Origin of the sequence: Peptacetobacter sp. AB800, from assembly GCF_047807365.1 — a bacterium.
GTDB lineage: Bacteria > Bacillota > Clostridia > Peptostreptococcales > Peptostreptococcaceae > Peptacetobacter.
On the sequence record NZ_JBLOUI010000005.1, the window covers coordinates 1 to 24,508 of the forward strand.

The 24,508-nt window shown below is 32.4% G+C and carries 17 protein-coding genes and 1 pseudogene; 15 read left to right on the top strand and 3 right to left on the bottom strand.

Annotation, left to right across the window (positions count from 1 at the left end; all coding sequences use genetic code 11):
* Positions 1–482: 482 nt before the first annotated feature.
* The 3 genes from ACK2WN_RS03210 (at position 483) to ACK2WN_RS03220 (ending at position 2,150) form a co-directional block, all read left to right on the top strand.
* Entirely contained in the window at positions 483–716 is a 234-nt protein-coding gene (locus tag ACK2WN_RS03210; protein WP_416154828.1) for a DUF1653 domain-containing protein, read from the top strand.
* A gap of 146 nt (positions 717–862) precedes the next feature.
* Positions 863–1,348, top strand: a complete 486-nt coding sequence (locus ACK2WN_RS03215; RefSeq protein ID WP_416154829.1) for a nucleotidyltransferase domain-containing protein — start codon at positions 863–865, stop codon at positions 1,346–1,348.
* A 28-nt stretch (positions 1,349–1,376) separates the two neighbouring features.
* Complete coding sequence (locus ACK2WN_RS03220) at positions 1,377–2,150, top strand: metallophosphoesterase (RefSeq protein WP_416154866.1); 774 nt, start codon at positions 1,377–1,379, stop codon at positions 2,148–2,150.
* Between the two features lie 105 nt (positions 2,151–2,255).
* Here ACK2WN_RS03220 and dinD read toward each other — a convergent pair whose 3' ends face one another.
* Positions 2,256–3,092 carry a DNA damage-inducible protein D gene (dinD, locus tag ACK2WN_RS03225; RefSeq protein WP_416154830.1) on the bottom strand — a complete coding sequence of 279 codons (837 nt, stop codon included), beginning with the start codon at positions 3,090–3,092 and terminating at the stop codon, positions 2,256–2,258.
* Positions 3,093–3,774: 682 nt separating this feature from the next.
* Here dinD and ACK2WN_RS03230 point away from each other — a divergent pair.
* The 5 genes and pseudogenes from ACK2WN_RS03230 (at position 3,775) to ACK2WN_RS03250 (ending at position 12,740) form a co-directional block, all read left to right on the top strand.
* On the top strand, positions 3,775–4,200 hold the full coding sequence (locus tag ACK2WN_RS03230) for a hypothetical protein (protein WP_416154831.1): 426 nt from the start codon (positions 3,775–3,777) through the stop codon (positions 4,198–4,200).
* A gap of 442 nt (positions 4,201–4,642) precedes the next feature.
* Positions 4,643–6,562, top strand: a pseudogene (locus ACK2WN_RS03235) (ATP-dependent DNA helicase).
* Positions 6,563–6,756: 194 nt separating this feature from the next.
* A complete protein-coding gene (locus ACK2WN_RS03240; RefSeq protein ID WP_416154832.1) occupies positions 6,757–8,220 on the top strand; it encodes a type I restriction-modification system subunit M in 1,464 nt (487 codons plus the stop codon).
* Between the two features lie 4 nt (positions 8,221–8,224).
* A complete protein-coding gene (locus tag ACK2WN_RS03245; RefSeq protein ID WP_416154833.1) occupies positions 8,225–9,391 on the top strand; it encodes a restriction endonuclease subunit S in 1,167 nt (388 codons plus the stop codon).
* 7 nt (positions 9,392–9,398) lie between these two features.
* Entirely contained in the window at positions 9,399–12,740 is a 3,342-nt protein-coding gene (locus tag ACK2WN_RS03250; RefSeq protein WP_416154834.1) for a DEAD/DEAH box helicase family protein, read from the top strand.
* A gap of 82 nt (positions 12,741–12,822) precedes the next feature.
* Here ACK2WN_RS03250 and ACK2WN_RS03255 read toward each other — a convergent pair whose 3' ends face one another.
* On the bottom strand, positions 12,823–13,668 hold the full coding sequence (locus tag ACK2WN_RS03255; protein WP_416154835.1) for a DMT family transporter: 846 nt from the start codon (positions 13,666–13,668) through the stop codon (positions 12,823–12,825).
* 210 nt (positions 13,669–13,878) lie between these two features.
* Between ACK2WN_RS03255 and ACK2WN_RS03260 the strand changes: the two genes are divergently transcribed.
* The 3 genes from ACK2WN_RS03260 (at position 13,879) to ACK2WN_RS03270 (ending at position 16,838) form a co-directional block, all read left to right on the top strand.
* Positions 13,879–14,526: a DUF1847 domain-containing protein gene (locus ACK2WN_RS03260; RefSeq protein WP_416154836.1), complete on the top strand. Its 648-nt coding sequence runs from the start codon at positions 13,879–13,881 to the stop codon at positions 14,524–14,526.
* Positions 14,527–14,541: 15 nt separating this feature from the next.
* On the top strand, positions 14,542–15,777 hold the full coding sequence (locus ACK2WN_RS03265) for an MFS transporter (RefSeq protein ID WP_329999303.1): 1,236 nt from the start codon (positions 14,542–14,544) through the stop codon (positions 15,775–15,777).
* A 131-nt stretch (positions 15,778–15,908) separates the two neighbouring features.
* Positions 15,909–16,838 carry a DUF4253 domain-containing protein gene (locus ACK2WN_RS03270; protein WP_416154837.1) on the top strand — a complete coding sequence of 310 codons (930 nt, stop codon included), beginning with the start codon at positions 15,909–15,911 and terminating at the stop codon, positions 16,836–16,838.
* Between the two features lie 187 nt (positions 16,839–17,025).
* Here ACK2WN_RS03270 and ACK2WN_RS03275 read toward each other — a convergent pair whose 3' ends face one another.
* Positions 17,026–17,520, bottom strand: a complete 495-nt coding sequence (locus ACK2WN_RS03275; protein ID WP_416154838.1) for a nitroreductase family protein — start codon at positions 17,518–17,520, stop codon at positions 17,026–17,028.
* 262 nt (positions 17,521–17,782) lie between these two features.
* Between ACK2WN_RS03275 and ACK2WN_RS03280 the strand changes: the two genes are divergently transcribed.
* The 4 genes from ACK2WN_RS03280 to ACK2WN_RS03295 all read left to right on the top strand — a co-directional run bounded on the left by ACK2WN_RS03280 (position 17,783) and on the right by ACK2WN_RS03295 (position 24,288).
* Complete coding sequence (locus tag ACK2WN_RS03280) at positions 17,783–19,045, top strand: D-alanyl-D-alanine carboxypeptidase family protein (RefSeq protein WP_416154839.1); 1,263 nt, start codon at positions 17,783–17,785, stop codon at positions 19,043–19,045.
* Positions 19,046–19,085: 40 nt separating this feature from the next.
* On the top strand, positions 19,086–20,021 hold the full coding sequence (locus ACK2WN_RS03285) for a phosphoglycerate dehydrogenase (protein ID WP_416154840.1): 936 nt from the start codon (positions 19,086–19,088) through the stop codon (positions 20,019–20,021).
* A gap of 701 nt (positions 20,022–20,722) precedes the next feature.
* Positions 20,723–22,558: an NAD(P)-binding protein gene (locus ACK2WN_RS03290; protein WP_416154841.1), complete on the top strand. Its 1,836-nt coding sequence runs from the start codon at positions 20,723–20,725 to the stop codon at positions 22,556–22,558.
* Positions 22,552–24,288 carry an NADH-dependent [FeFe] hydrogenase, group A6 gene (locus ACK2WN_RS03295; protein ID WP_300530194.1) on the top strand — a complete coding sequence of 579 codons (1,737 nt, stop codon included), beginning with the start codon at positions 22,552–22,554 and terminating at the stop codon, positions 24,286–24,288. Before ACK2WN_RS03290 ends, ACK2WN_RS03295 begins: the two co-directional genes overlap by 7 nt.
* Positions 24,289–24,508: the final 220 nt, after the last annotated feature.

The following is a 24,508-nucleotide window of genomic DNA, read 5'->3' on the forward strand; positions in this document are numbered from 1 at the left end:
ACTAAAAGAGGATTAATAAGTTGCTTAGATTATTATATGAAATTGAACCGCGGAGTGCCGAACGGCACGCTCCGTGGTGTGAGAGGGGCTACAAGTTAGCCCCTACTTAATTTTATATAAAGGCGAGGTAATGCAAAATTTTTAATGAGAGGCCTTTTTAAGCTTTAGGACATAGGTGCCTTCTTCTCCAGGCTTCGACGTGTGTGTAATTAAAAAGGTTTGTTTAAAATAAAATACACGTCTGCAGATTGTCGAGTGAAGGCATCCTATGACCCAAAGCAAAAGGCTATCTCTCATTTGAAAAATTTTGCATTAACTCGCTTCTTGTATATAAAGCTAAAAAAGGAGATGCTAGAGAAAATATGAGGCATTTCGTTTGTAAGAATTATTTCTTTGGAAGATGGGGGAGTGGGTTTGGTGTATGTTTTTTGAGAAATGGGGTATTATATAATTAGTATATATTTTTGAAAAGGAGATTTATTATGAGAGAAGTTGTGGTTAATAGGTTGTATAGACATTTTAAGGGGAATTTGTATTATGTTAAGGATATTGCTCAGCATACGGAAACTGGTGAGATGATGGTTGTGTACCAGGCTATGTACGGAGAGTATGGGACTTTTGTTAGACCAGTGGATATGTTTTTAGAGGAGATAGATCCTAAGAGAGAGGGAAATGTTACTGGGCAGAAGTATAGATTTGAGCTTTATGAGAAGTAGATGCGTATTTTTATATAAATATGCAATAATTGCGTAAAAATAAAAATAAAAGCATGTAATAATTGCGTATTATATCATATAATAATACGCAAAAGTTGCGTATTTTTATTGCGTATATTATTTTTTTGTTGTAGAATCACTGTGAGGTGATAAATTTGAAACTTAAAAATCTTCGTAAAGAGAAAAAATTAACTCAGGCTAAATGTGCTGAATATCTTGGAATTCCACTCCGAACATATCAGAACTATGAAAATGATGAGTCAAAATCGGGCTCTATTAAATATGCATTTATGTTACAAAAGTTAGAAGAATATGGGGTTATAGATGAGAGCCATGGTGTTTTAAGTATAGAGCAAATTAGAGAAATTTGTACGAGAGTATTTGAAGGTTTGGAGATAGAGTATTGTTATCTTTTTGGCTCTTATGCTAAAGGAACAGCAAATGATAATAGTGATGTAGATCTTATGGTAAAGACTGATATTTCAGGTTTAAAATTCTATGATTTGATAGAAAAATTAAGAGAAGAGTTAAATAAAAAGGTTGATTTACTTAATTTTGAGCAGTTGAATAGTAATCTAGATTTAATAAATGAAATATTAAAGGATGGGATAAAGATATACCAGAATTATTAAGGGAATTAAAGGAGAGTTTTGATTAGTGATGAGATATTATGTTGTTTCAGATGTACATGGATTTTTTAGTGAGATGAAAGCAGCTCTTGAGGAGAAGGGCTTTTTTGAGGATAAGGAGCCACATAAGTTGGTTGTTTGTGGTGATTTGTTTGATAGAGGAACTGAGGCTTTGGAGTTAGAGGAGTTTATTTTGGATTTGATTGCAAGAGATGAAGTTATTCTTATTAGAGGAAATCACGAGGATTTACTTATGGAGCTTTTACATGGTTGGAGCAATAGGAGTTATTTTCAGATGCATCATTCGTCAAATGGTACGTTAGATACAGTTTGCCAGCTTACAAATTTTACTATGGACGAGATTTATTATAATCCTGACGATGTCGCTAGAAAGCTTATCAGAAATGAGTCTATTAGAACAATTATACCGAGAATGGTAGACTATTTTGAGACTGAGAGATATGTTTTTGTTCATGGTTGGGTTCCTTGCACTCAGGTGTACGACAAGGCAAAGTTAATAGGTTATGAGATAGATGAGAATTGGAGAGATGCTAGTATCAAGTCTTGGGAAAAGGCTAGATGGATTAATGGTATGGAAGCTGCACATTATGGTGCTAAGGTTGATGGAAAGACTGTTGTCTGTGGGCATTGGCACTGTTCTTTTGGTCATAGTAAGTATGAGGGAGATGGTGGTGAGTTTGACAATAAGCCGAATTTTGATACGTATTATGCAGATGGAATTATTGCTTTAGATGCTTGTACTACGATTTCTAAGAAAGTTAACTGTATTGTTGTTGAAGATTAAAGAGGATATTTTTATTGAATGTAATTACTTTTATAAAACTAGACCATTTTCCTGACGTCAGGAAAATGGTCTAAGCATTGGAAAAGCTAGATTATAGAAAATAAACTATTTTTTTATTTTCTTTTTTTGCTTCTCTTCTTTTTCGAGTTCTTTTATGCTTTTAGTTGGAGTTGGTAAATCTTCTGGCATTGTTCCACCAAGTTCTTTGATTGTGTTCCTAACCACTTTTCCAACTTCAAAGTGGGTATTATTTGCATTTTCTTTGCCTTTGATTTCTTCTCTTCTTAGTTTATCTTCTGTTTGAGTTGCTCTGAATAGATTGGCTGCAAGCTCTGTGCTTCCCATATGGTCTAATATTTTCTGATTTTTTTCAAGTCCTTTTTTAGTATGTATTCCCTTAGCATCAAGTCCACCATATAAGCCTTTATATCCAAAATTTTGAAAGCGTGCATAATCTATGGCTGTTTTTACACCAGCATCACTAGCAGCATTCACCAAATGTTTATTGTGTTCTTTTAAATCTTTTCTTATAGCAAGTCTTTTTTGTTCCTCTGATAGGGAGTCAAAGTTCTCTTGAAGTTCTTGCTTTCTAGTTTGTATAGAGAAATATGTTTGTCCTAGAGCTACTATGGATTTTCTTGGATCTGAATTTTGAACAATTAAGTAGCAGGCATATCTTGTAAGTTTTATATCTTCAATTTTACGAGTAGCATTATTTGATAAAGTTATATTTTTATTTATGTATATAAAATGATCTATTATATTTAACCCACTATTTAAGCAAGCTTCTTTAGCTTTATCGATAACTTTTGTGAAATTACGCCACTCTCTATACTCAAATATAAGCTGTAAATCTCTTGCATACCAGAACTCTACTCCATTTTCGTCGATTTGTTTAATTTTTTCAAATACGATATCATTGTAATTTTCTATATCATTCATAAATAATTTTATATTCTCCTTTTGTTTTTATTTTGTCTAAAAAGTAGAAAGAAAAATATCAGCCAAAATATACTGAATAATAAAAGTAAATTATTTTAAATTTTAAATCGATATTATCCATAAGATTCTCCTTCCTAAGTAAAGAATAAGCAGAAAAAATTGAATATATTCATATTACAGTTGATTTGAATAATAATAGATTTTAGATTAATAATAAAAAATAAAACTATCTGAATAAAATAAAGTCTAATGTAAATGAAATTTATTGTTTTTTTGAACATTTTCCTGACGTCAGAAAAATGTTCAAGGTATTGAAAATACTAAATTTAAAGAAAAGAAATTTTTAAAATGTATGGATGTTAGATGTATAATAAAATAAAAAATAAGTAAAGTTTAATACAAGTAAATTTTTGCGTTTTTTTGAACATTTTGTTGACGTCAACAAAATGTTCAAGATATTGAAAATACTATATTGTTAGAAAAATAAAAAATGAAAAAAATAGTTTAAATGGATTATATTAAACTTAATATTATAAAGGAATATAATTAAAAAAATATAAAGCTGATAAAATCTGCTAGTATTTGTGTATGAAATGAACTATGTTCAGTAGTTATGGTTGGTGGGTATCGTTGAAAAATAAATTTATCTGCTTTAGAACAACTTAAAGCTGGAAAACTTGACTTGAATAAAGAACCAGAAGAAAATTCAGAGTCTAAACCTAAAGAAGAAACTGAAAAACCAAAAGAAACTGGAGTAGCTGTAGATAATAAGACTGTGTTCCATGGAACATTAAAATACTTATCATATAACGAGGTGTTAGAGTTACAAGGAATAGAAGATCCTAATGCTGGATATGCAGATACTAGTGAAAAATTTGCATTATTAGTATTTGATAATGAGATATATGTTACAGCAGAGAGTGGAAATGGAACAGGTTCATATACAGATAAAGCTAAAATGATAAAACTTCCTAATTTTGCCGATGTAGCAAACTACAATGGTAAAGAAGTGAAGGTTAAGATTACAAGTATGTTCTGGACTTCAGATACGAGTCTACCTTTATCACAGCCATACGCATTAGAGGGAGAATATGAGATAGTTGAATAAAATTTTGAAATTTTAGAGATAGTTTTTGCTATCTCCCTTTTTATTGTTCAAAAGAGGACTAAAAGTTAACTAATACTCATTTCTTACTAAGAAAGAATATTTCTACTTTTGTCAAGGGAGCTTTAGTTTTAAATAAGTTATTATTATAAAGGCAAATATATAATGCATATTATGTATTTGTAGTTACTAATATGAAATAGATTAAGTGTGGAGAATAATATCATGTTAAGAAAAAAGAATAATTTTTTGCAAATAATAAAAAATAAAAAGAATATATGTTCTGTTTTGTGATATAATATATAATTACAAATATATTTATATTAAAATGAAAAAGTATGGAGGAATAATGCTTTATAGTATATTTAAAGAAGAAAACAAAAAAGAAACTTTAATGTCAAAAGAAGAAATAAAAAAATTGAATAATATGATTTGGAAATTATTTATGGAGTATTTACCATTAAAAGGATTTGAGTCTAGGGTAGGACAAGAAAATATGGCTCTAGATATATGCGAGGCAATTGGAGATAATCAGCATATAATGATTGAAGGTGGTGTAGGAATAGGAAAATCATATGCATATTTGGCACCTTTAATAGTATTTAATTCTATAACGAATAAACCAGTTATAATTTCTACTTCGAGTATATTACTTCAAGAACAATTAATTAATGATATAAATAGTGTTAGTAAGATGTTATCAATATATCCAGATGTATATCTTGCGAAAGGAATGAATCATTTTAAATGTCCAAAGAGGGCAAATGAATATTTAAAACAAAAAAATAATGATGATGATTTAGCAATAAAAGAATGGATAAAAAATAGAAATTCAATTGATCGAAGAGAAGCACCTACAGAAATAAATGAAAAAATTTGGAATAAAATAAATATCAAAAGATGTGATTTTATTAATTGTGATATGCATTCAAGATGTAAGTATGCAAAATTAAGAGATGAGCTAAGATATACAAACGGTATAATACTCTGTAATCACGATTTATTAGCAGTAGACTTACAAAATAAAAATAATCATAGAAAAGAAATTTTTTCAAAAGAATGTAGATTAATAGTAATAGATGAGGCACATAATTTAGAGGAAAAAGCTAGAAATTCATTAAAAGAAGAATATTCATATGAGGAAATTATGTCAATTATAGAAAAAACTACAAGATATATAAGAAATTTTAACTATAATGAAAATGTTAAACAAAGTTTAAGAAAAATATACATAAGTATAAGGGAACAAGTAGAAAAACAAGATTTGAAAGGGGAAAATAAAGAGGAAATAGAAAAGTATTATATAAATACAGAATATATAAAAAAAGATATAGAGAAGCTGATTAATCTTTTAGAAAACTTAAACTTTAAAGTTCAAATAAAATATGAATATAAAAATAAGTATAAGTATATGCAAGAGGAAATAATATCAAAATTAGAAAGCCTAATAGAATTTTTTTCTAATATTTTAGATGAAAATAGTAATTATATATTTTGGGCTGAAAAGTTTAATAATAAAAAAATAAAAATTATGAACTGTCCTAAGAATATGAATGAAGAAATTTATAAATTATTCTTTAAACAGAAGAAATTTAGAGTTATATTAACATCAGCAACACTTACCAACACCGATATTGGTGATGAATATAAAAAATATGAATATATAACTAAATCTATAGGATTTCCAAATAAACCAGAGGGATTTTTATCTGAACCTCAGAAATCACCGTATAATTATGATGAAAATGTATTATTTTACTATAGAAATGATATGCCACACCCTAAAAATAGGGAGGAATATATAGAAAAAAGTATAGATATAATAGAAGAATTAATTTATGAGACAGACGGAAGAACTATGGTATTGTTTACAGCTAAAAGTGATATGGAGTCTGTATATGAAAAATTAAAGAATAGAAAAATTAAATATAATATTATAATGCAAAATGAGGGTTCATCACAGGAAAGTATTATAAAAGAATTTAAAAAAGATGAAAATTCAGTACTATTATGAACTGGTGCATATTGGGAAGGAGTTAGTATAGAAGGAAATTCTTTATTTAGCTTAATAATATTTAAATTACCATTTCCTGTTCCAGATCCTATAATAGATTATAAGTCTAATATTTCTTCAAATGCATTGATGGATGTACATGTACCAGAAATGATAATAAAATTGAAGCAAGGTATGGGGAGATTAATAAGATCTGCAAATGATAAGGGCATAATAACAATATTGGATTCAAGAATAAGCGATAATTCAGAGGCAAAATATAAGAATGTAGTGTTAGAATCCATACCGACAAATAAAAAAACAAATAGTATAGAGGATGTTAAAAAATTTGTAAAAGAACAAATTAAATAATATTTTAAAATAAAAAGCTCTTGTGATTGAATAAATTACAAGGGCTTTTATTATTTAAAAGAAAATAACTATTCGTTTACATAGATAAAAGAGAGAAAACATAGTAAAATATAATTATATGAAAAGAAAAACGATTTTAATTTAAAAATTGGAAACAATTAAAAAATCAAAATAAAAAAGAAAGAGGACAAAAAATGATAACAGGCGAGTTAAAAAACAAAGTCGATAAAATATGGGAAACTTTCTGGACGGGAGGAATTACAAATCCACTAGAAGTCATAGAGCAGTTCACATACCTTCTATTCATAAAAGGTCTTGATGAAACAGAAACACTAAACGAGGAAGAAGCCGAAATACTTGGTCTTGATTTTGACAGAGTATTCCCAGAGAACAAGCAGCACCTAAGATGGAGCAAGTTTTCAAATGAGGGAAATCCAGAAAAAATGTACGACATAATGGCGAACGAGGTATTCCCATTCATCAAAAATCTTCATGGTGATGAAGAATCAGCTTATGCAAAATATATGGGAGATGCTATTTTCAAAATACCTACTCCTTTAATGCTTGCGAAAATTGTCGACAGCATAAACAACCTAGAATTAGATAGAGATAAGGACACAAAAGGGGACTTATACGAATACTTACTATCAAAAGTGGCAACTGCAGGAACAAATGGGCAGTTTAGAACGCCAAGACACATAATAGATATGATAGTCAACCTTATGCAGCCAAAAGCAGAGGACATAATAGTCGATCCTGCAATGGGAAGTGCGGGATTTTTGGTGTCAGCACAGCAGTATTTAAGGGACAACAGAGCGGAAATGTTCCTAGATGCAAAACTAAAAAATCACTTCAACAACGACATGTTCTACGGATTTGACATGGATAGAACTATGCTGAGAATAGGTGCGATGAACATGATGTTACATGGGGTGGACAACCCTAACATAGAGTACAAAGACTCGCTATCAGAACAGAATACAGACAAAGAAAAATTCACTCTAGTACTTGCAAATCCACCATTCAAAGGAAGCTTGGACTATGAAGCAGTTAGTGCAGATTTATTAAAAGTCACAAAAACTAAAAAAACAGAACTCCTATTCCTAGCATTATTCTTGAGAGTGCTAAAAATGGGTGGAAGATGTGCGTCAATCGTGCCTGATGGAGTACTTTTCGGAAGCACAAAAGCACACAAAGAGATAAGAAAAGAAATAATCGAAAACCAGAAACTAGAAGCGATAATATCAATGCCGAGTGGAGTATTTAAACCTTATGCTGGGGTTTCGACAGCGATAATGATATTCACTAAAACTAATGCAGGTGGAACTGACAAGGTTTGGTTCTATGATATGAAGGCTGACGGATACTCACTTGACGACAAGAGAACGGAAATAGACGAAAACGACATACCAGACATAGTTGAAAGATTCCACAACCTTGAAAAAGAGGCGGACAGAAAAAGAACTGAGCAGAGTTTCTTTGTAGATGTAGAGGAAATCAGAGAAAATGGATATGACTTGAGTATCAATAAGTACAAGGAAATTGTGTATGAAGAGGTTGAATACGATGCACCGAGCGTGATTTTAGGAAGAGTGAAGGAGCTTGAAGGTGAGATAGCTGCTGGAATTGAAGAATTAGAAAGAATGCTAGGGGTGTAGGAGTATGGAATATATTAAACTGAAAGATATTTGTGAAACGACTCAAGGAACTCAAATACCAAAGTCTAATCAATATGAAACTTTTGGAGATGGACTAATAAGATATTTATACATTGCAGATTTTAAAGATGATAAAGATATAAAATATGTAGAAGATAAATATGACGAAAAAATTGTTTCAGAAGATGATTTAGTAATGGCTAATACAGGATCTCCAGGAGCAGTATTTAAAGGAAAATATGGAGTACTTAGTAATAATTTATTTAAAATTAGCTTTGATAGAACTAAATTAGATAAAGATTTTTTATATTACTATTTAAGCTCTAATAAATTCCAAGAAAATTTACAAATGCGTATGAAAGGTGGAGTTCAAAAGCATTTAGGTCATAAACTTATTGGAGAACAAATAATACCAATTTTAGATATAGAAACTCAAAAGAAAATCGTAGAAGTATTAGATAAAGCACAATCTTTAATTTATAAAAAGAAAGAGCAGATAGATTTATTAGATGAACTAGTAAAATCTAGATTTATTGAAATGTTTGGAGATATACGTACAAATAAAAAAAGATGGGAAGAGGAAGAACTTTCAAATTTATTGATTAATATAGATAGTGGAAAAAGTTTTGTATGTGAAGGGTATGAAAGAAAAGGTGATTATCCAGCTATTTTAAAATTAAGTGCTGTTACATATGGTGTTTACAAGCCTTTAGAAAATAAAGCTTTAATAAATGAAGAGGAATTTATAGATAATATGGAAGTAAAAGAAGGAGATTTATTGTTTACAAGAAAAAATACTCCAGAATTGGTAGGAATGAGTGCTTATGTGTATAAAACAACTCCAAATCTTATGATGCCAGATTTAATTTTTAGATTAAATACTAATGAAAATTGTAATAAAATATATTTATGGAAATTAATTAATAATGAAATGTTTAGAGAGAAAATAAAAATGATTTCTAACGGTTCAGCAAAATCAATGTCTAATATATCAAAACAAAATTTAATGAAATTAAAAATCCCAGTTCCACCAATAGAGCTACAAAATGAATTCGCAGAATTCGTAACTCAAACAGACTCAATCCGTTCAAAAATGGAAGCAAGTCTATCAGAACTAGAAGACAACTTCAACTCACTAATGCAAAAAGCATTCAAACCAGAACTATTCTAAGAGGGGGGTGAAAATTTTGAATAACTTCGACTTTCTACTAAACAACAAAAACTTTTCCGACTTCAGTAATGCATGCATCGAAGCCGAAAAAGCAATGTCGATAAGTCCTGCAAACTGTGCAATCCTATCAAGAAGAGCACTAGAACTAGCAGTAAAATGGCTATATGCAAACGATGATTATTTAAAATTACCATACCAAGACAACCTTAGCTCCCTTATACACAGCAGAAGTTTTTTAGAGCTTGTAGATTTTGAAATGCCGAACCTTCTAAAATACATTGTAAAGCTTGGAAACAACTCAGTTCACACAAATACAATGATTACCAGAGAAGAGGCGATACTTTCTCTTCACAACCTTCATCAGTTTGTAAGCTGGATAGATTATTGTTATTCAGACGAATACACAGCATCGGATTTTGATGAAAAACTTATAGATAAAGAAGAGAACAAGAGAACAAATCCTGAGGTGCTTAAAAAAATCTATGAAGAACAAGCATCAAAGGATAAAAAGCTTGAGCAGATGATCAAAGAAAATGAAGAGCTAAGAAAGCAATTAACAGAAAAAAGGGAACTAAAAAAAGAAGACTACAATTTCAATATAGACAATATTAGCGAATTTGAAACAAGAAAGAGATACATCGACATCGAGCTAAAATCTCTTGGATGGGATTTTAATAGAGATATCAGAGAAGAGCTTGAGGTCAGAGGTATGCCAAATGACACAGGTCTAGGATATGCGGATTATGTTCTATTTGGCGACAACGGAAAACCACTGGCGGTTATCGAAGCAAAGAGGACTTCAAAAGACGCAAAAGTTGGTCAGCAACAGGCAAAACTTTACGCCGATTGCATTGAGAAACAATATGGACAAAGGCCAGTTATATTTTTGAGCAACGGATATGAAAATTATATCTGGGATGATTACAACGGATATTCTGAGAGAAGAATTTACGGATTTTACAAAAAATCAGAGCTACAACTGATGATTGACAGAAGAAAGAACAAAAAGCCTTTAAACAAAATTGTTGTAAAAGATGAGATTTCTAATAGATATTATCAGAAAGAAGCAATCCAAAATATTTGTGAAGCACTTGAAAAAAGACAGAGAAAGATGCTTCTTGTTTGTGCTACGGGTACAGGAAAGACTAGAACCGCTATTTCTTTGGTGGATGTGCTTTCAAATCACAACTGGGTTAAAAATGTTCTGTTTTTAGCGGATAGAAAGGCGCTTGTGAAGCAGGCAAAGAACAATTTTTCTAAGTTGCTTCCTCATATGCCGCTTTGCAATATGCTAGATAGCAAGGATAATCCAGAAGAGGCTAGGATAGTGTTCTCAACTTATCCAACTATGATGAATTCAATAGATGATACTAAGTCTAAGGACGGGAAGTTGCTTTTTACTCCTGGATATTTTGATTTGATTATTGTCGATGAGAGTCATAGATCAATCTACAACAAGTATAAGTATATTTTTGATTATTTTGATGCTTATTTGGTTGGACTTACTGCCACACCTAAGGACGAGATAGACAAGAATACTTATAGTGTTTTTGATTTGGAAAATGGTGTGCCGACTTACGCTTATGAGTATGAAAAGGCGGTTGAGGACGGATACCTTGTAGATTACTCTACTTTAGAGTATAAGACTAGGGTTATGGAAGAGGGAATTTCTTACGATAGCTTGTCAGATGAGGAAAAGGCTCGTTATGAGGAAACTTTTGACGACGATGAAAATGTAGGCGAGTATATTGGAAATTCTGCTATTAATAAATGGCTTTTCAATGCCGATACTATAGACATGGTTATTAAAAATCTTATGGAAAAAGGTCTTAAAATTGAAGGTGGAGATAAGTTAGGTAAGACTATTGTTTTTGCAAATAACGGAAAACACGCAAGGGCAATAGTTGAGAGATTTAATACGATTCTGCCTGAATACGGATGCAATTTTGCAAAAGTTATCGACAATAAGACGAATTATGTGGATAGTTTGATAGACGATTTTTCTGATAAAGACAAGTTTCCACAGATTGCGGTGTCTGTAGATATGCTAGATACTGGGATTGATGTTCCAGAAGTTTTGAATCTTGTGTTCTTTAAAAAAGTTAGAAGTAAGACTAAGTTCTGGCAGATGATTGGTAGGGGAACTAGACTTTGTCCAGACCTTTTAGGTGTTGGTCAGGATAAGGATGGTTTCTTGATTTTGGATTTTTGCAATAATTTTGAGTTCTTTAGAGTTAATCCTAAAGGACACGAAACAGGGGCAGGTAAGAGTTTGACTCAGAGAATTTTTGATATTAAAGTCGATATTATTAGAGAACTTCAAGATTTGACTTATTCTTCAGATGAAGAGTATGCAGAACTTAGAAATACTATGGTCGAAAATATGGTTTCAGATATTAAAAGTCTGAATAGAGATGGATTTATGGTTAAGCAAAATCTGAGAGAGGTAGAAAAATACAGCGAAAAATCTTCTTGGGAAGCACTTGGAACATTGGATGTTAATGAGATTAAGGAACATATTTCACCGATAATTTCTCCTTATGAGGATGATGAGTTTGCAAAGAGATTTGATTTATTGATGTATACGATTCAATTAGCAACTCTTAACGGAAGTAATGCAAGCTCTGGAATTAAGAAAGTTATTAGTACTGCTGAGAAGCTATCAAAGCTTGGAAGTATTCCTCAGGTTATGGAGCAAAAGTATATTATCGAAAAGGTTATGACTGAGGAATTTTGGGATGATGTAGATGTTTTCACTTTGGAAGAAGTGAGAGATGCTCTTAGAGATTTGGTTAGATTCATTGAAAGAGATGTACAAAAGATATACTACACTAATTTTGAAGATGAGATAATAGCCGAGGAAAGCAACGGATCAATCTACAATGTAAATGATTTGAAGAATTATAAGAAGAAGGTTGAGCATTATCTTAAAGAGCATAGAGATGATTTGGCTATTTACAAGCTTAGAAATAATAAGAAGCTGACAGAGAAGGATTTTGAAACTTTGGAAGATGTTTTGTTTAAGCAGCTTGGGACTAAGTCTGATTATGAGAGAGAGTATCGGGATAAGCCTGTAGGAAAGATGATTAGAGAAATTGTCGGGCTGGATATTAATGCAGCTAATGAGATTTTCTCTGAGTTTTTGAATAGTCAGGATTTGAACGCCAATCAAATTCATTTTGTTAAGCTGATTGTTGATTATGTTGTGAAAAATGGTATACTTGATAAGTCTGTGCTTAGGGAAGAGCCATTTAAGAGTGCAGGTGGAATTACTCTGTTTAGAGATAGAGCGGATATTAGAGCGGAAATTCTTAAAAAGATTGATGAGATAAACGAAAACGCAATGTAATAATGGGCTGTTGCAGGTTTGCAACAGCTTATTTATTGCACAAAAAAGAACCAACTGGTAACAAAACCAATTGGTTCCTATCCTAAACAACTATACTCGCAATAATCAAAACTGCTCCAATAATTCCCTTAACTGTAAGAGTCTCACCCAAGAATAAAGCACCCAAAACAGCGACAGTAATAGGGTTTAACGCACAAAGCACACTCGCTCTCTCTGCAGTAGTCCCACTTTGGGCATAAGGTTGAAGTGTAAAGCCAAACACACTACAGATAATTGCCAGATACAACATATAAGTCCACTCAATTCCAGTCGCAGGAAGTGCAGGAGTTTCAAATATAAATGCTGCAATAAGCGAAAGAATTCCCATCGTACCTACCTGATAAATACCAACTCTTATCGGATCTGCCTTATCAGCGACTTTAGAAGTTAAGATAATTGTACCTGCATAAGTCAGAGCTGTCATCATTCCTAGCAAATCACCAAAGTTGAACTCAAATCCCTCAGGTTTGAAGTTGAGTAAAACTATACCTATTCCACACATAAAGAACATCAAAATTGTTTTCTTATCTGGAAATTTTTTAGTCATAATTGCTAAAATAATCGGAACTATTATAATTGCTGTATTTTCCTCAAATGCTATCGAAACTGAGGTAGTGTATTTAAGTCCTGTTAATTCTAAGAACATAACGACGAAAAACGATGCTCCAACCAAAAATCCATAGAATAAATCATTTTTATCGGTCTTTTTTAGTGTTTTAAATCCGATTACTACAAGCACTGCAAATGCAATCATCGACCTAATTCCTAAAAGTGTGAACTGTCCCATATTTTCCAAAAGAAGCTTTAAAAACAGAAACGACGTCGCCCTTGCGATGATAACTGAGCCAAGTAGAACTTCGGAAGATTTTCTATTAAGAGGTTTTGCCATAATTTAATTCCTTTCTAAAAAATAATCTCACAAAATATAGTATAAATGCAGATTTTCATATAGTAAATAATATTTTGTTACGAAATTTGTGATGAAGTTATTTGATTTTTGAATATAAATATAAAAATATTATTGCTTGAAATAAGAGGAATATCGATAAAAAAAGATAATATTAGAAGTAAGGTCAAATTTTTTTAAGGGGGATTTAGTATGGAAAAGAAAGAATTATCATGTATAGACTGTTTTGTCACTAATTGTAATCATCAGGATAAGGAATATCCAGATTTTTGCTTAACAACAAATATGGACGAGGATGTACTAAATGAAGCAATGGAGCTTTACAAAGAGGATGAAAACCGTCGCTCAATGATAGCAGCTGCAGAAGTTGAACACGACCACTACTGTCAATACACAAGAGTTGAGGAAATAATGGCATATGCTAGAAAAATGGGAATGAAAAAGCTTGGAATAGCTACTTGTGTTGGTCTAATCAGCGAGAGTAGAAAACTTGCTTCAATCCTAAGATACAACGGATTTGAAGTGTATGGAGTTGCTTGTAAGGTTGGTACTCAGAAGAAAGTTGACGTTGGCATACCAGAGAGATGCAACGAAATCGGTGAAAATATGTGCAACCCAATTCTTCAGGCTAAGCTTTTAAACGAAGCCGGAACTGAGCTAAATATCGTGATGGGGCTATGTGTAGGTCACGATAGCTTATTCTACAAATACTCTGATGCACTAGTCACAACAGGAGTTACAAAAGACAGAGTGACTGGACACAACCCAGTTGCTGCTATTTACGGAGCAGATTTCTACTTTAAAAAGAGATTTTTCCCACCAAAAGATGAAGAAAAATAGAACTAGGTGAATGAAATGGATAATAAAAAGAAGAAAAAGAGAATTTCTCAGGCGATGCTGTTCATAATTTTCTTTGGGATAGTGAGCTTGTTTTCTGATATGACGCACGAGGGCGCATCGAGTATTAGAGGTGCGTACTTCACGATACTTGGAGCTTCAGCGGGTGCAATAGGTTTTGTGTCTGGACTTGGAGAGCTTATAGGATATTCTATGAGGTATGTCTTTGGTAGGATTGCGGACAAGAGAAAGAACTATTGGTTCATGACGATTTTTGGATATGTTATAGACGTTTTAGCTGTGCCTGCACTAGCTTTGGTTGGCGAAAATGGATGGATTGCCGCTGCTATTTTACTCATCATACAGAGAATGGGGAAGGCAATTAAAAAACCAGCAAAGGACACAATTATGTCTTTTGCAGCATCACAAGAAGGTGTTGGAAAGAGCTTTGGAATACAGGAAATGCTAGATCAAATCGGAGCTTTTTTAGGACCAGTGCTTCTTTATTTGGTGATGCTTTTTAAAACTACAGGGACAACATTTGAGATATATTCGACTTGTTTTGCGGTGCTTGCAATACCTGGTGCTATTACGATAATCATGCTTTTAATCACTAGAAAGAAATTTCCTAATCCAGAGAATTTTGAACCAGAAGCTAAAGAATTTGTGCCATTTGAGATGAAGAAATCATTTAAGTATTACATAATGGGGATAAGTTTATTCGCTTTTGGGTTTATTGACTATTCACTTGTGATTATGCATATTTCAAGGAATTTTACGTCTATTGCTGGAGGACTTGCAGAGACTTCCTCAATTATCAACAGCGGAACAATTCCACTTCTTTACGCAGGTGCGATGCTTGTTGATGCAGTTGCCGCACTTGTTTTTGGATATATGTACGACAAAAAAGGTGTAAGAGCGCTTGTATTGTCTACAATTATATCCGCTCCGTTTTCTGCGTTTGTATTTTTAGGAAAATCTGTGCCTATGGTACTTGTTGGAGTAGTTCTTTGGGGAGTTGGAATGGGAGCACAGGAGTCTATTTTAAAGGCTGCTGTTACTACAATGGTACCAAAGAGCAGTAGAGCTACTGGATATGGGATTTTTGAGTGTTCTTTTGGTATATTCTGGTTCTTGGGAAGCTGGCTTCTTGGAGTGCTTTACGATGTGAATGTGATTGCGATGGTAGTTGTGTCTGTGGTGGCTCAGCTTGCAGCAATTCCTTTATATTTAAAATCCGCAAAATTAAGATAGATTGGTGATTATTTTGCTGAAAATACGACTTTCTTGAAAAAATAATCTATGAAGTATATACTCTTAATTAAGAGTAAAAAATGATTTTGATTGAAGATTAAAGAAAAATAAAACCTTTTTAGGAGGATTTTATGTTGATTGATAAGATAATTGAGAGAATTGAAAATGAAAAAAACTACATAGAAAATATACCAGAAAACACAGGAAAAGAAACTCCAATCGTGCAAGAAATGTCTAAGCAAGCAAAGATAATGAAGAGCTTTTTAAACTGCGACTGCAAATATTATCCAGTAAATTCTGAGGATAACGATATCATAAGTGGATATCTTGAGTCACTTCAAAGGTCAAAAGAGGGGGATTTTATCCCTATTATTGTGGATATAAGCAATAATTTACTAAATGCTGTTATTATGAATGCAGTTATAGACAGCGATGACGACTCTGAGAGCATAATGGACTTGGGGATTAGAGAGGATACAAATGTTGAAGATTTTTTCAAAAATGGAACTATCGACTTTGAAACAAGTGAGGTCATAGAGAGATATAGAAAAAATATGATTTCGAAGGATTTTTCTAATGGTAAAGAGCTGCTAGATGAGATGATTGATAATAATAGAGAGTATTTTGGTGGTTATGAGCTAGAAAGGGACGAGCTTGAGGTGGAAGATGATCCGACTGCAGATATGGACGACCTTGATTTTGAAGAACAAATAGAAAAGCAAGGGGAAATCTTAATTGCAGAAATCCCTGTAAAAAATCCTTGGGAAATATTTGCATATATACCTTTTGGTGGATGGAATGATTGCCCAGGAAATGAAGATATTATGGCTATATCAAAATATTGGTTTGAAAAATATGGAGCAATTCCTTTTGCAATAAGTCACAACACTCTTGAGTATATAGTGGAAAAACCTGTCGATGATGAGGATAAAATAAGATTTACAGAAGAATTTTACGCATTCTGTCCAGACAGTGTAGACAAGTATATGGAGAGTTTTAACATAGACAAATTAGCTAAAAAAATATACAAAAATAAGCTATGGAGTTTCCAATGGAACTAAATAAAATTTGCTAAAATTATTGATAATATGTAGCATATGAGATATAGACAAAACTCTCTCGACAATCTGCAGATGCGGGTTTTAATTACAACAGAACTATTTACTAACACGCACGTCGAAGCCTGGAGAGAAGTTTGTCTATATCTCATATGCTTCTCATAGTATCAAAATATTAGCAAATTTTTATTTATTTTACATAATGTATTCTATTTTCTTCAAATCTATCTTGTTGTTCTTTTATTTTTTCTGGGTATCCGCAAGCTACAAGAGCAAATGCACTTAGGTTTTCAGGCATGTCTAATACTTTAGCCACGTCGTCCATTCTTTCTTTGATTGGAGCTATACCAATCCACACTGCTCCAAGTCCTAGTTGGTCTATTTCAAGAAGCATGTTTTCTGTGCAAGCAGAGCAGTCTATTTCTCTGTAGTCTGCACGAAGAGAGTCGTTTCTGTAGCATACTACAAATGTAACCGCTGATTTTGCTACACTTCCTGCATACTGGCTACATTTTGATAGTTTTTCTAATACATCTTTATTTTCTACAACGTAGAATTCCCATGGTTGCTGGTTCATTGCAGATGGTGCTGCCATACCAGCTCTTAATATTTTTTCTATTTTTTCCTGTTCTACAGGCTGATTAGTGTACTTTCTTACACTAGTTCTGTGGAATATACTATTCATAAAAATCACTCCTTTTTTACAATTCAAGTTAAAAAATTGAATTTATTTAATATTAAAATTCTCTAAAATATAGGCAAATCCTTTAATTTTTTTATGTAAATATTAATTTTGTATAGAGTTATAATTTTGAAATAATAAATAGATTTTTTAAATCTAAAGATTGGTCTGTATTTCTATACAGTATACAAATTTTGTAGTAAAATAAAAAAAGATATGTGTTTTAGGTGAGATAATTAAAATTACAATTAGCAAAGGAGAGAATATGGGAAAAATACTAAAAAAACTAACTGCAATTATGTTGGCTGTACTATTTGTTATACCAGCCACTGGTTATGCAGCCGAAGCAAAGAAGAAGCCGGTTGCAGAGATATACTCTAAAAATTCAATACTAGTAGACCAAAAAACAGGAAGGGTTATAACTTCAAAAGAACCAGATAAACAGGTTCCACTTGCTAGTATTAGTAAGGTTATGACTTTCTATGTTGCTCAGGATGCGATAAAGAATGGAGAAGTTAAAAAAGACGACCTAGTGACAATAGACAAGAAGATGCTAAAAGTTAGCGGATCTACTATGCACCTTAAAGAAGGTGAAAAAGTTAAATTCAATGAGCTTTTAAAAGGGCTTATGATTGTATCTGCAAATGACGGTGCAGTTGCTATTGCATCTCATGTATGTAACGGCGATGTAGATGCATTTGTTGAAAGAATGAATGCAAAAGCTAAAGAATTAGGTATGAAAAATACTTACTTTATAAATCCAAATGGACTACCTATATACGACTGGACTAAAAAAGACGGCGATCCAAAACAGAACCACTCTACAGCTAGAGATATAGCTACTATGACAAAGAACTTACTTGACGATTATGAAGAAGAAACTATTGCTATTACAGATTGCAAGCTTGATCACGACCATTCAAGGGATTGCAATTACTACAATACAAATCCACTTCTTCACTTACATTCAAATGTAGACGGATTAAAAACAGGATATACAGATTTAGCAGGATACTGTCTAGTATTCACAGATAAGATGAATTCAGATGGAAAAAGCGACATAGACAATAGAATGATAGGCGTTGTTATGGGCAACTGGTGTAAAGAGGATAGAGTTCGGTCTGCAAACGCACTTTATAATTTAGGAGAAAACTTTGAAACTAAGCTTATGTGTAAAAAAGGCGAAAATGTTGCAACAGGAAATATAGACAATATATCAGGGTTAGATAATATAGATTTACAGCCTAAGAGAGATTGCTACGGTGTTGTTAAAAACAATGAGGATATAACTGAAAAAGTTAGATATACAAAAGTAGATGCTACACCTAATGAGGAAACTACTGTTGCGTATTTAGATTATATAGATCAGTACGGAGATGTAATACAGTCAGTGCCTCTAGTGAGCAGCGATTTAGAGCATATTTCGCTTGTTTCAAGAGCAAAATTAATGGGTAATAAGATAAAGAGATTATTTAATATCGACAAAACAGACGAGAAAAAGGAGCTACCATATACAGTAGTTGTTTAGTCTGCAGAAAAGTTATATAGGTTAAATTGAGGGTGATATTATGAAATTACTTATTACTAAAAAATTCGACGATGAAAAGATGAAGATGATAGAAGACCTTGGATATGAGATAGTTTTTATGGAGGATAGAAAGCTTCAAAATACTCCAGAGGTGAACAGCGTTGATGTTGCCTATGTTTATTACTATACTTCTAGGCTTGATTATTCTCAGATGAAGAATTTAAAATTCCTGCAGCTTGCTAGTGTAGGATTTGATCATATTCCAAAGGAAGTTTTTGTAGAAAATAATATATACCTTTCAAATAATAACGGAGGATATAGTGTTCCTATTGCAGAATTTGCGGTGATGAATGTGTTAAATATATACAAGAATTCTAAAAAGTTCTTCAAAAATCAGGACGAGTCTTTATGGAAGGTTGATATGTCCCTTTTAGAATTAGTAGGTAAGAGAGCTGGTATTTTAGGTACTGGTGGAATTGGTATGGAAACAGCTAAGAGATTAAAAGCTTTTGGAGTAGAGGTATGGGGCGTTAATACTTCTGGTAGAGATGTTGAGTATTTTGACAAATGCTTCAAAGCAGAGGATATGGATACTGTTTTTAAAGAGTGTGATATTGTAATCACAGTTATGCCTTCAACAAAGGAAACTGAGGGTATGATAAATAGAGATAAGTTTGAGATTATGAAGGACGGATCTATATTTATGAATTTAGGTAGAGGAAATCTTGTCAATTTAGATGATTTAGAAGAGTATGCGCCTAAGTTTAGAGGGATTGCGTTAGATGTTTTCGACAAGGAACCACTATCAAAAGAAAGATCTCTTTGGAATGTAGAAAATCTTATAATCACTCCACACAATTCTTGGGTATCTGATAGAAATGAAGAGAGACTTTTTGAAAATGTTTATAAAAATCTTAAAGCATTTATCGAAACAGGTAAGCCAGAAAAATATGTCGATGTAATGAGGGGATACTAAATTGGCATAAAAATTATTGAAAATTAGTGTGAAAAATTTGATTGGATTAATATTTTTTTGATATTGATTTATGAAAAATATTAAGAAAATATTATTAAAATTTGTAGATTTATAAAAAAAATCTATGTGATTTTTGAAGGATAAAAATAAAAATTGAAATAATAAATTTAAGAAATATTGCACAGCTGAGAAAAAATTTGATTTTTTGGCTGTGCATTTTTTTAAGTAAAAATAAAATTATATTTAAAAAAACTAAAAAAGAAATTGTGGTTAAATATGTTACGTTATACTTAGTATATAAAAGTAGAATTGAGGACTTTTCTGAAAATTCTTTTAAAAGTACAACGATATAGAAAAAAACTATAAAAATAAATTTTTTTAAAAGTAGTATTGAATATATAAAAAATCAATAAAAATAAATAAAAGTGTTAAAAAAATAAATTTAACAAAAAACACTTTTAAAGAAAGAAAAATAAAAATTAAGCTTAAAAATGAAAAAATAAATTGCAAAAATTTCAATTTAGAATTAGAAATTATACAGTAAAACCTTTCAAAATATCATATTATAAAACTATGCTGAGAATAATAATAATTAACAAAGTAAAAAAGAAAAGGTTTTTTATAGTAAAAAAATATGTTAAAATTATATATAGTTTTAATGAATCTTAAAAACAAATTAACTTTATATTGGAGGATATGTGATGAGCAGACTTATACTTACAACACCAAACAGTGCTCAGAAAGTAGTAGACGGTCTTTACAAAGACTTAGAAAGAAGACTAGAAGCTGGACCATCAGCACTATGTCCAGTTGATTTATCTTTATCTTTCTTAACTATGTGTCATGCCCAGTCTTGTGGAAAATGTGTTCCATGTAGAGTTGGACTTGAACAGTTAAAAGCACTATTAACAGACGTTTTAGAGGGAGAAGCAGATTTAGAAACTATAGACTTAATAGAAAAAACAGCTAAAGTTATAGTTAATTCTGCTGATTGTGCAATAGGATACGAAGCAGCTAGAATGGTTTTACAGGGAGTTCAGGGCTTCAGAGACGATTACGTTTCTCATATAGAACATGGAGTATGTTCTCAGTCATTCAAAGATCAGGCAGTTCCTTGTGTTGCTCTATGTCCAGCAGGAGTTGATATTCCAGGATATATAGCACTTGTTAGAGAAGGAAGATATCGGGATGCAATAAGATTAATAAGAAAAGACAACCCATTCCCAACTGCATGTGCTCTTGTTTGTGAACATCCATGTGAAGCAAAATGTAGAAGAAATATGATAGATGACTCTATAAATATAAAAGGTATAAAAAGATTTGCAGCTGATAATGCAGGAATTGTTCCAGCACCAGAATGTGCACCATCAACAGGTAAAAAAGTTGCAATAGTAGGTGGAGGACCAGGAGGTCTTACTGCTGCATACTTCCTATCATTAATGGGACACAAAGCAGTTGTATTTGAAAAAGAACAGAAATTAGGAGGAATGCTTCACTTTGGTATACCAGAATACCGTCTACCAGAAGCAAGACTTCATGAAGATATAGACGCTATATTATCTACAGGAGTAGAAGTTAAATACGGCGTTAATATAGGAAAAGATGTTACATTAAAAGAATTACAGGATGAGTACGATGCAATGTTCATAACAATAGGTGCTCAGCTTGACAAAAAACTTAATATGGAAGGTGAAGACAGCGAAGGAGTTGTATCTGCTGTTGAAATGCTTCACAATATAGGTTTAGGTGAAAAACCAGACTTTACAGGTAAAAAAGTAGCTGTTATCGGTGGAGGTAACGTTGCAATGGATGCTGCTAGATCTTCAGTAAGATTAGGAGCAGATGAAGTTAAGATAGTTTACAGAAGAAGAAAAGACGATATGACAGCTCTTCTTGAAGAAATAGAAGGTGCAGAAGCAGAAGGATGCGAACTTGTAACACTTCAGGCTCCAGCTAGAGTTGAAGCTGATGAAAATGGAAAAGTTGTTGCACTTTGGACTCAGCCTCAGTTAATAGGTAAAGTTGATAGAGGTAGACCAAAACCAGTTAAAGCTAATTTACCAGAAGAAAGAATAGAATGCGATATAGTAATAGTTGCTATAGGACAGAATATAGATTACAAAGATTGTGAAGACTTCGGAATACCAACTAAATGGGGTAATTTAATATCTTTAGACGATACTTCAGTAAAAGGTATGCCAGGAGTATTTACAGGTGGGGACTGTGCTACAGGACCAGCTACAGTTATAAAAGCTATAGCTGCAGGTAAAACAGCTGCTGCTAATATAGACCAGTATCTTGGATTCAACCACAAAATAGAATGTGATGTAGAAATACCACAGCCTAGATTAGAAAATAAACCAGCTTGTGGTAGAGTTAATATAACTGAAAAACCAGCATCAGAAAGAAAAACTAACTTTGAAGAAATTGAATGTGGCATGACTTGTGAAGGTGCTATGCAGGAAGCTTCAAGATGTTTAAGATGTGATAAATTCGGTTACGGAATATTCAGAGGAGGTAGAGTAGAGAGATGGTAAGACTAACAATAGACGGAATAGCAGTAGAAGTACAGGAAGGTACTAAAATACTAGACGCAGCTGCTCAGGCTGGAATAAAAATACCTACTCTTTGCTTCCTAAAAGATATAAATGAAATAGGTGCTTGTAGAGTATGTGTTGTTGAAGTTGAAGGTTGCGACCAGTTAGTTGCAGCATGTAACAATGTTGTAGAAGAAGGTATGGTTATACATACTAACAGTCCAAAAGTAAGAGAAACAAGAAGAGTAAATGTTGAGTTAATATTATCTCAGCATGATTGTAGATGTGCTACATGTGTTAGAAGTGGAAACTGTGAACTACAGACAATTTCTAATGATTTAGGAATAATAGATCTTCCATACAATCAGAAATTCAAGAAAAAACCTTGGAACAAAGATTTCCCACTTATAAGAGATTCTTCAAAATGTATAAAATGTATGAGATGTGTTCAGGTATGTGAAAATGTTCAGAACACTAGAATATGGGAAGTTGGAAATACTGGTTCAAGAACTGATGTAGTGGTTTCTTTAAATAGAAAAATAGAAGAATCTGACTGTGCACTTTGCGGTCAGTGTATAACTCACTGTCCAGTAGGGGCTTTAAGAGAAAGAGACGATGTTGATAGAGTATTTGAAGCTCTAGCAGATCCAGAAAAAATAACAGTAGTTCAGGTTGCTCCAGCAGTTAGAGCAGCTTGGGGAGAATCTTTAGGTCTTGAAAGAGAAGCGGCTACAGTTAAGAGATTAGTTGCAGCTCTTAGAAAAATGGGATTCAACTACATATTTGATACAACATTCAGTGCCGACCTTACTATAATGGAAGAAGGTAGTGAATTTGTTGAAAAACTTAAAAATAAAGAAAACAATAAATTCCCAATGTTTACATCATGCTGTCCAGGTTGGGTAAGATATATGAAATCTCATTACCCAGATATGGTAGAATTATTATCTACTTCAAAATCTCCACAGCAGATGTTTGGTGCAATAGCTAAATCATACTATGCAGAATTATTAGATGTTTCTCCAGATAAGATATACTCAATATCTATAATGCCTTGTATAGCTAAGAAACATGAATGTGATATACCAACAATCAATGATACAGAAGCTGATAAGGATGTAGATGTTGTTATAACTACTAGAGAAGTTGATAGAATGATAAGAGCAGAACATATAGATGTTGCTAATCTTGAAGAAGAAGAATTTGATATGCCACTAGGTGTTGGTACAGGTGCCGGAGTTATATTCGGAGCTACAGGTGGTGTTATGGAAGCAGCATTACGTTCAGCATACTATCTAGTAACTGGGGAAAACCCAGATCCAGATGCATTCAAAGAAGTTAGAGGAATGGATGGATGGAAAGAGTCTCAGATAGAAATAAATGGAACTGTTGTTAGAACTGCAGTTACAAGTGGACTTAAAAATACTGATAAATTAATACAGGCTATAAGAAATGGCGAAGTTGAATACGACTTTGTTGAAGTTATGGCTTGCCCTGGTGGATGTTCAGGTGGTGGAGGTCAGCCTATACATTTAGGTCAGACTTCTAACAGAGTAGATAATCTTTATAAATTAGATAAAGAAGCTAATTTAAGATTCTCTCATGAAAACCCATCAATAGTTAAAGTTTATGAAGATTATTTAGGAGCTCCAATGTCAGAAAAAGCTCATAAACTACTTCATACTGATCATGAATCTTGGGATATGCCTTTATCTCCAAAATTTGATTAATTTTATATAGGAAAAATGAGCTGCTGCAAGAAATTGTAGTGGCTCTTTTTTATTGGGAATATTTATTTTGATTTATGTTTGACTTGTTTAAAGAGGGCTGAGATATTATATTTTACTCCAGGCTTCGACGATTTCTTTGTCTTGTTCTCACTCCGTTCGAAGCCAAAGTCGAAATCGTCTGCAGATTGTCGTTACAATATAATATACTCAGCCCTTTCTA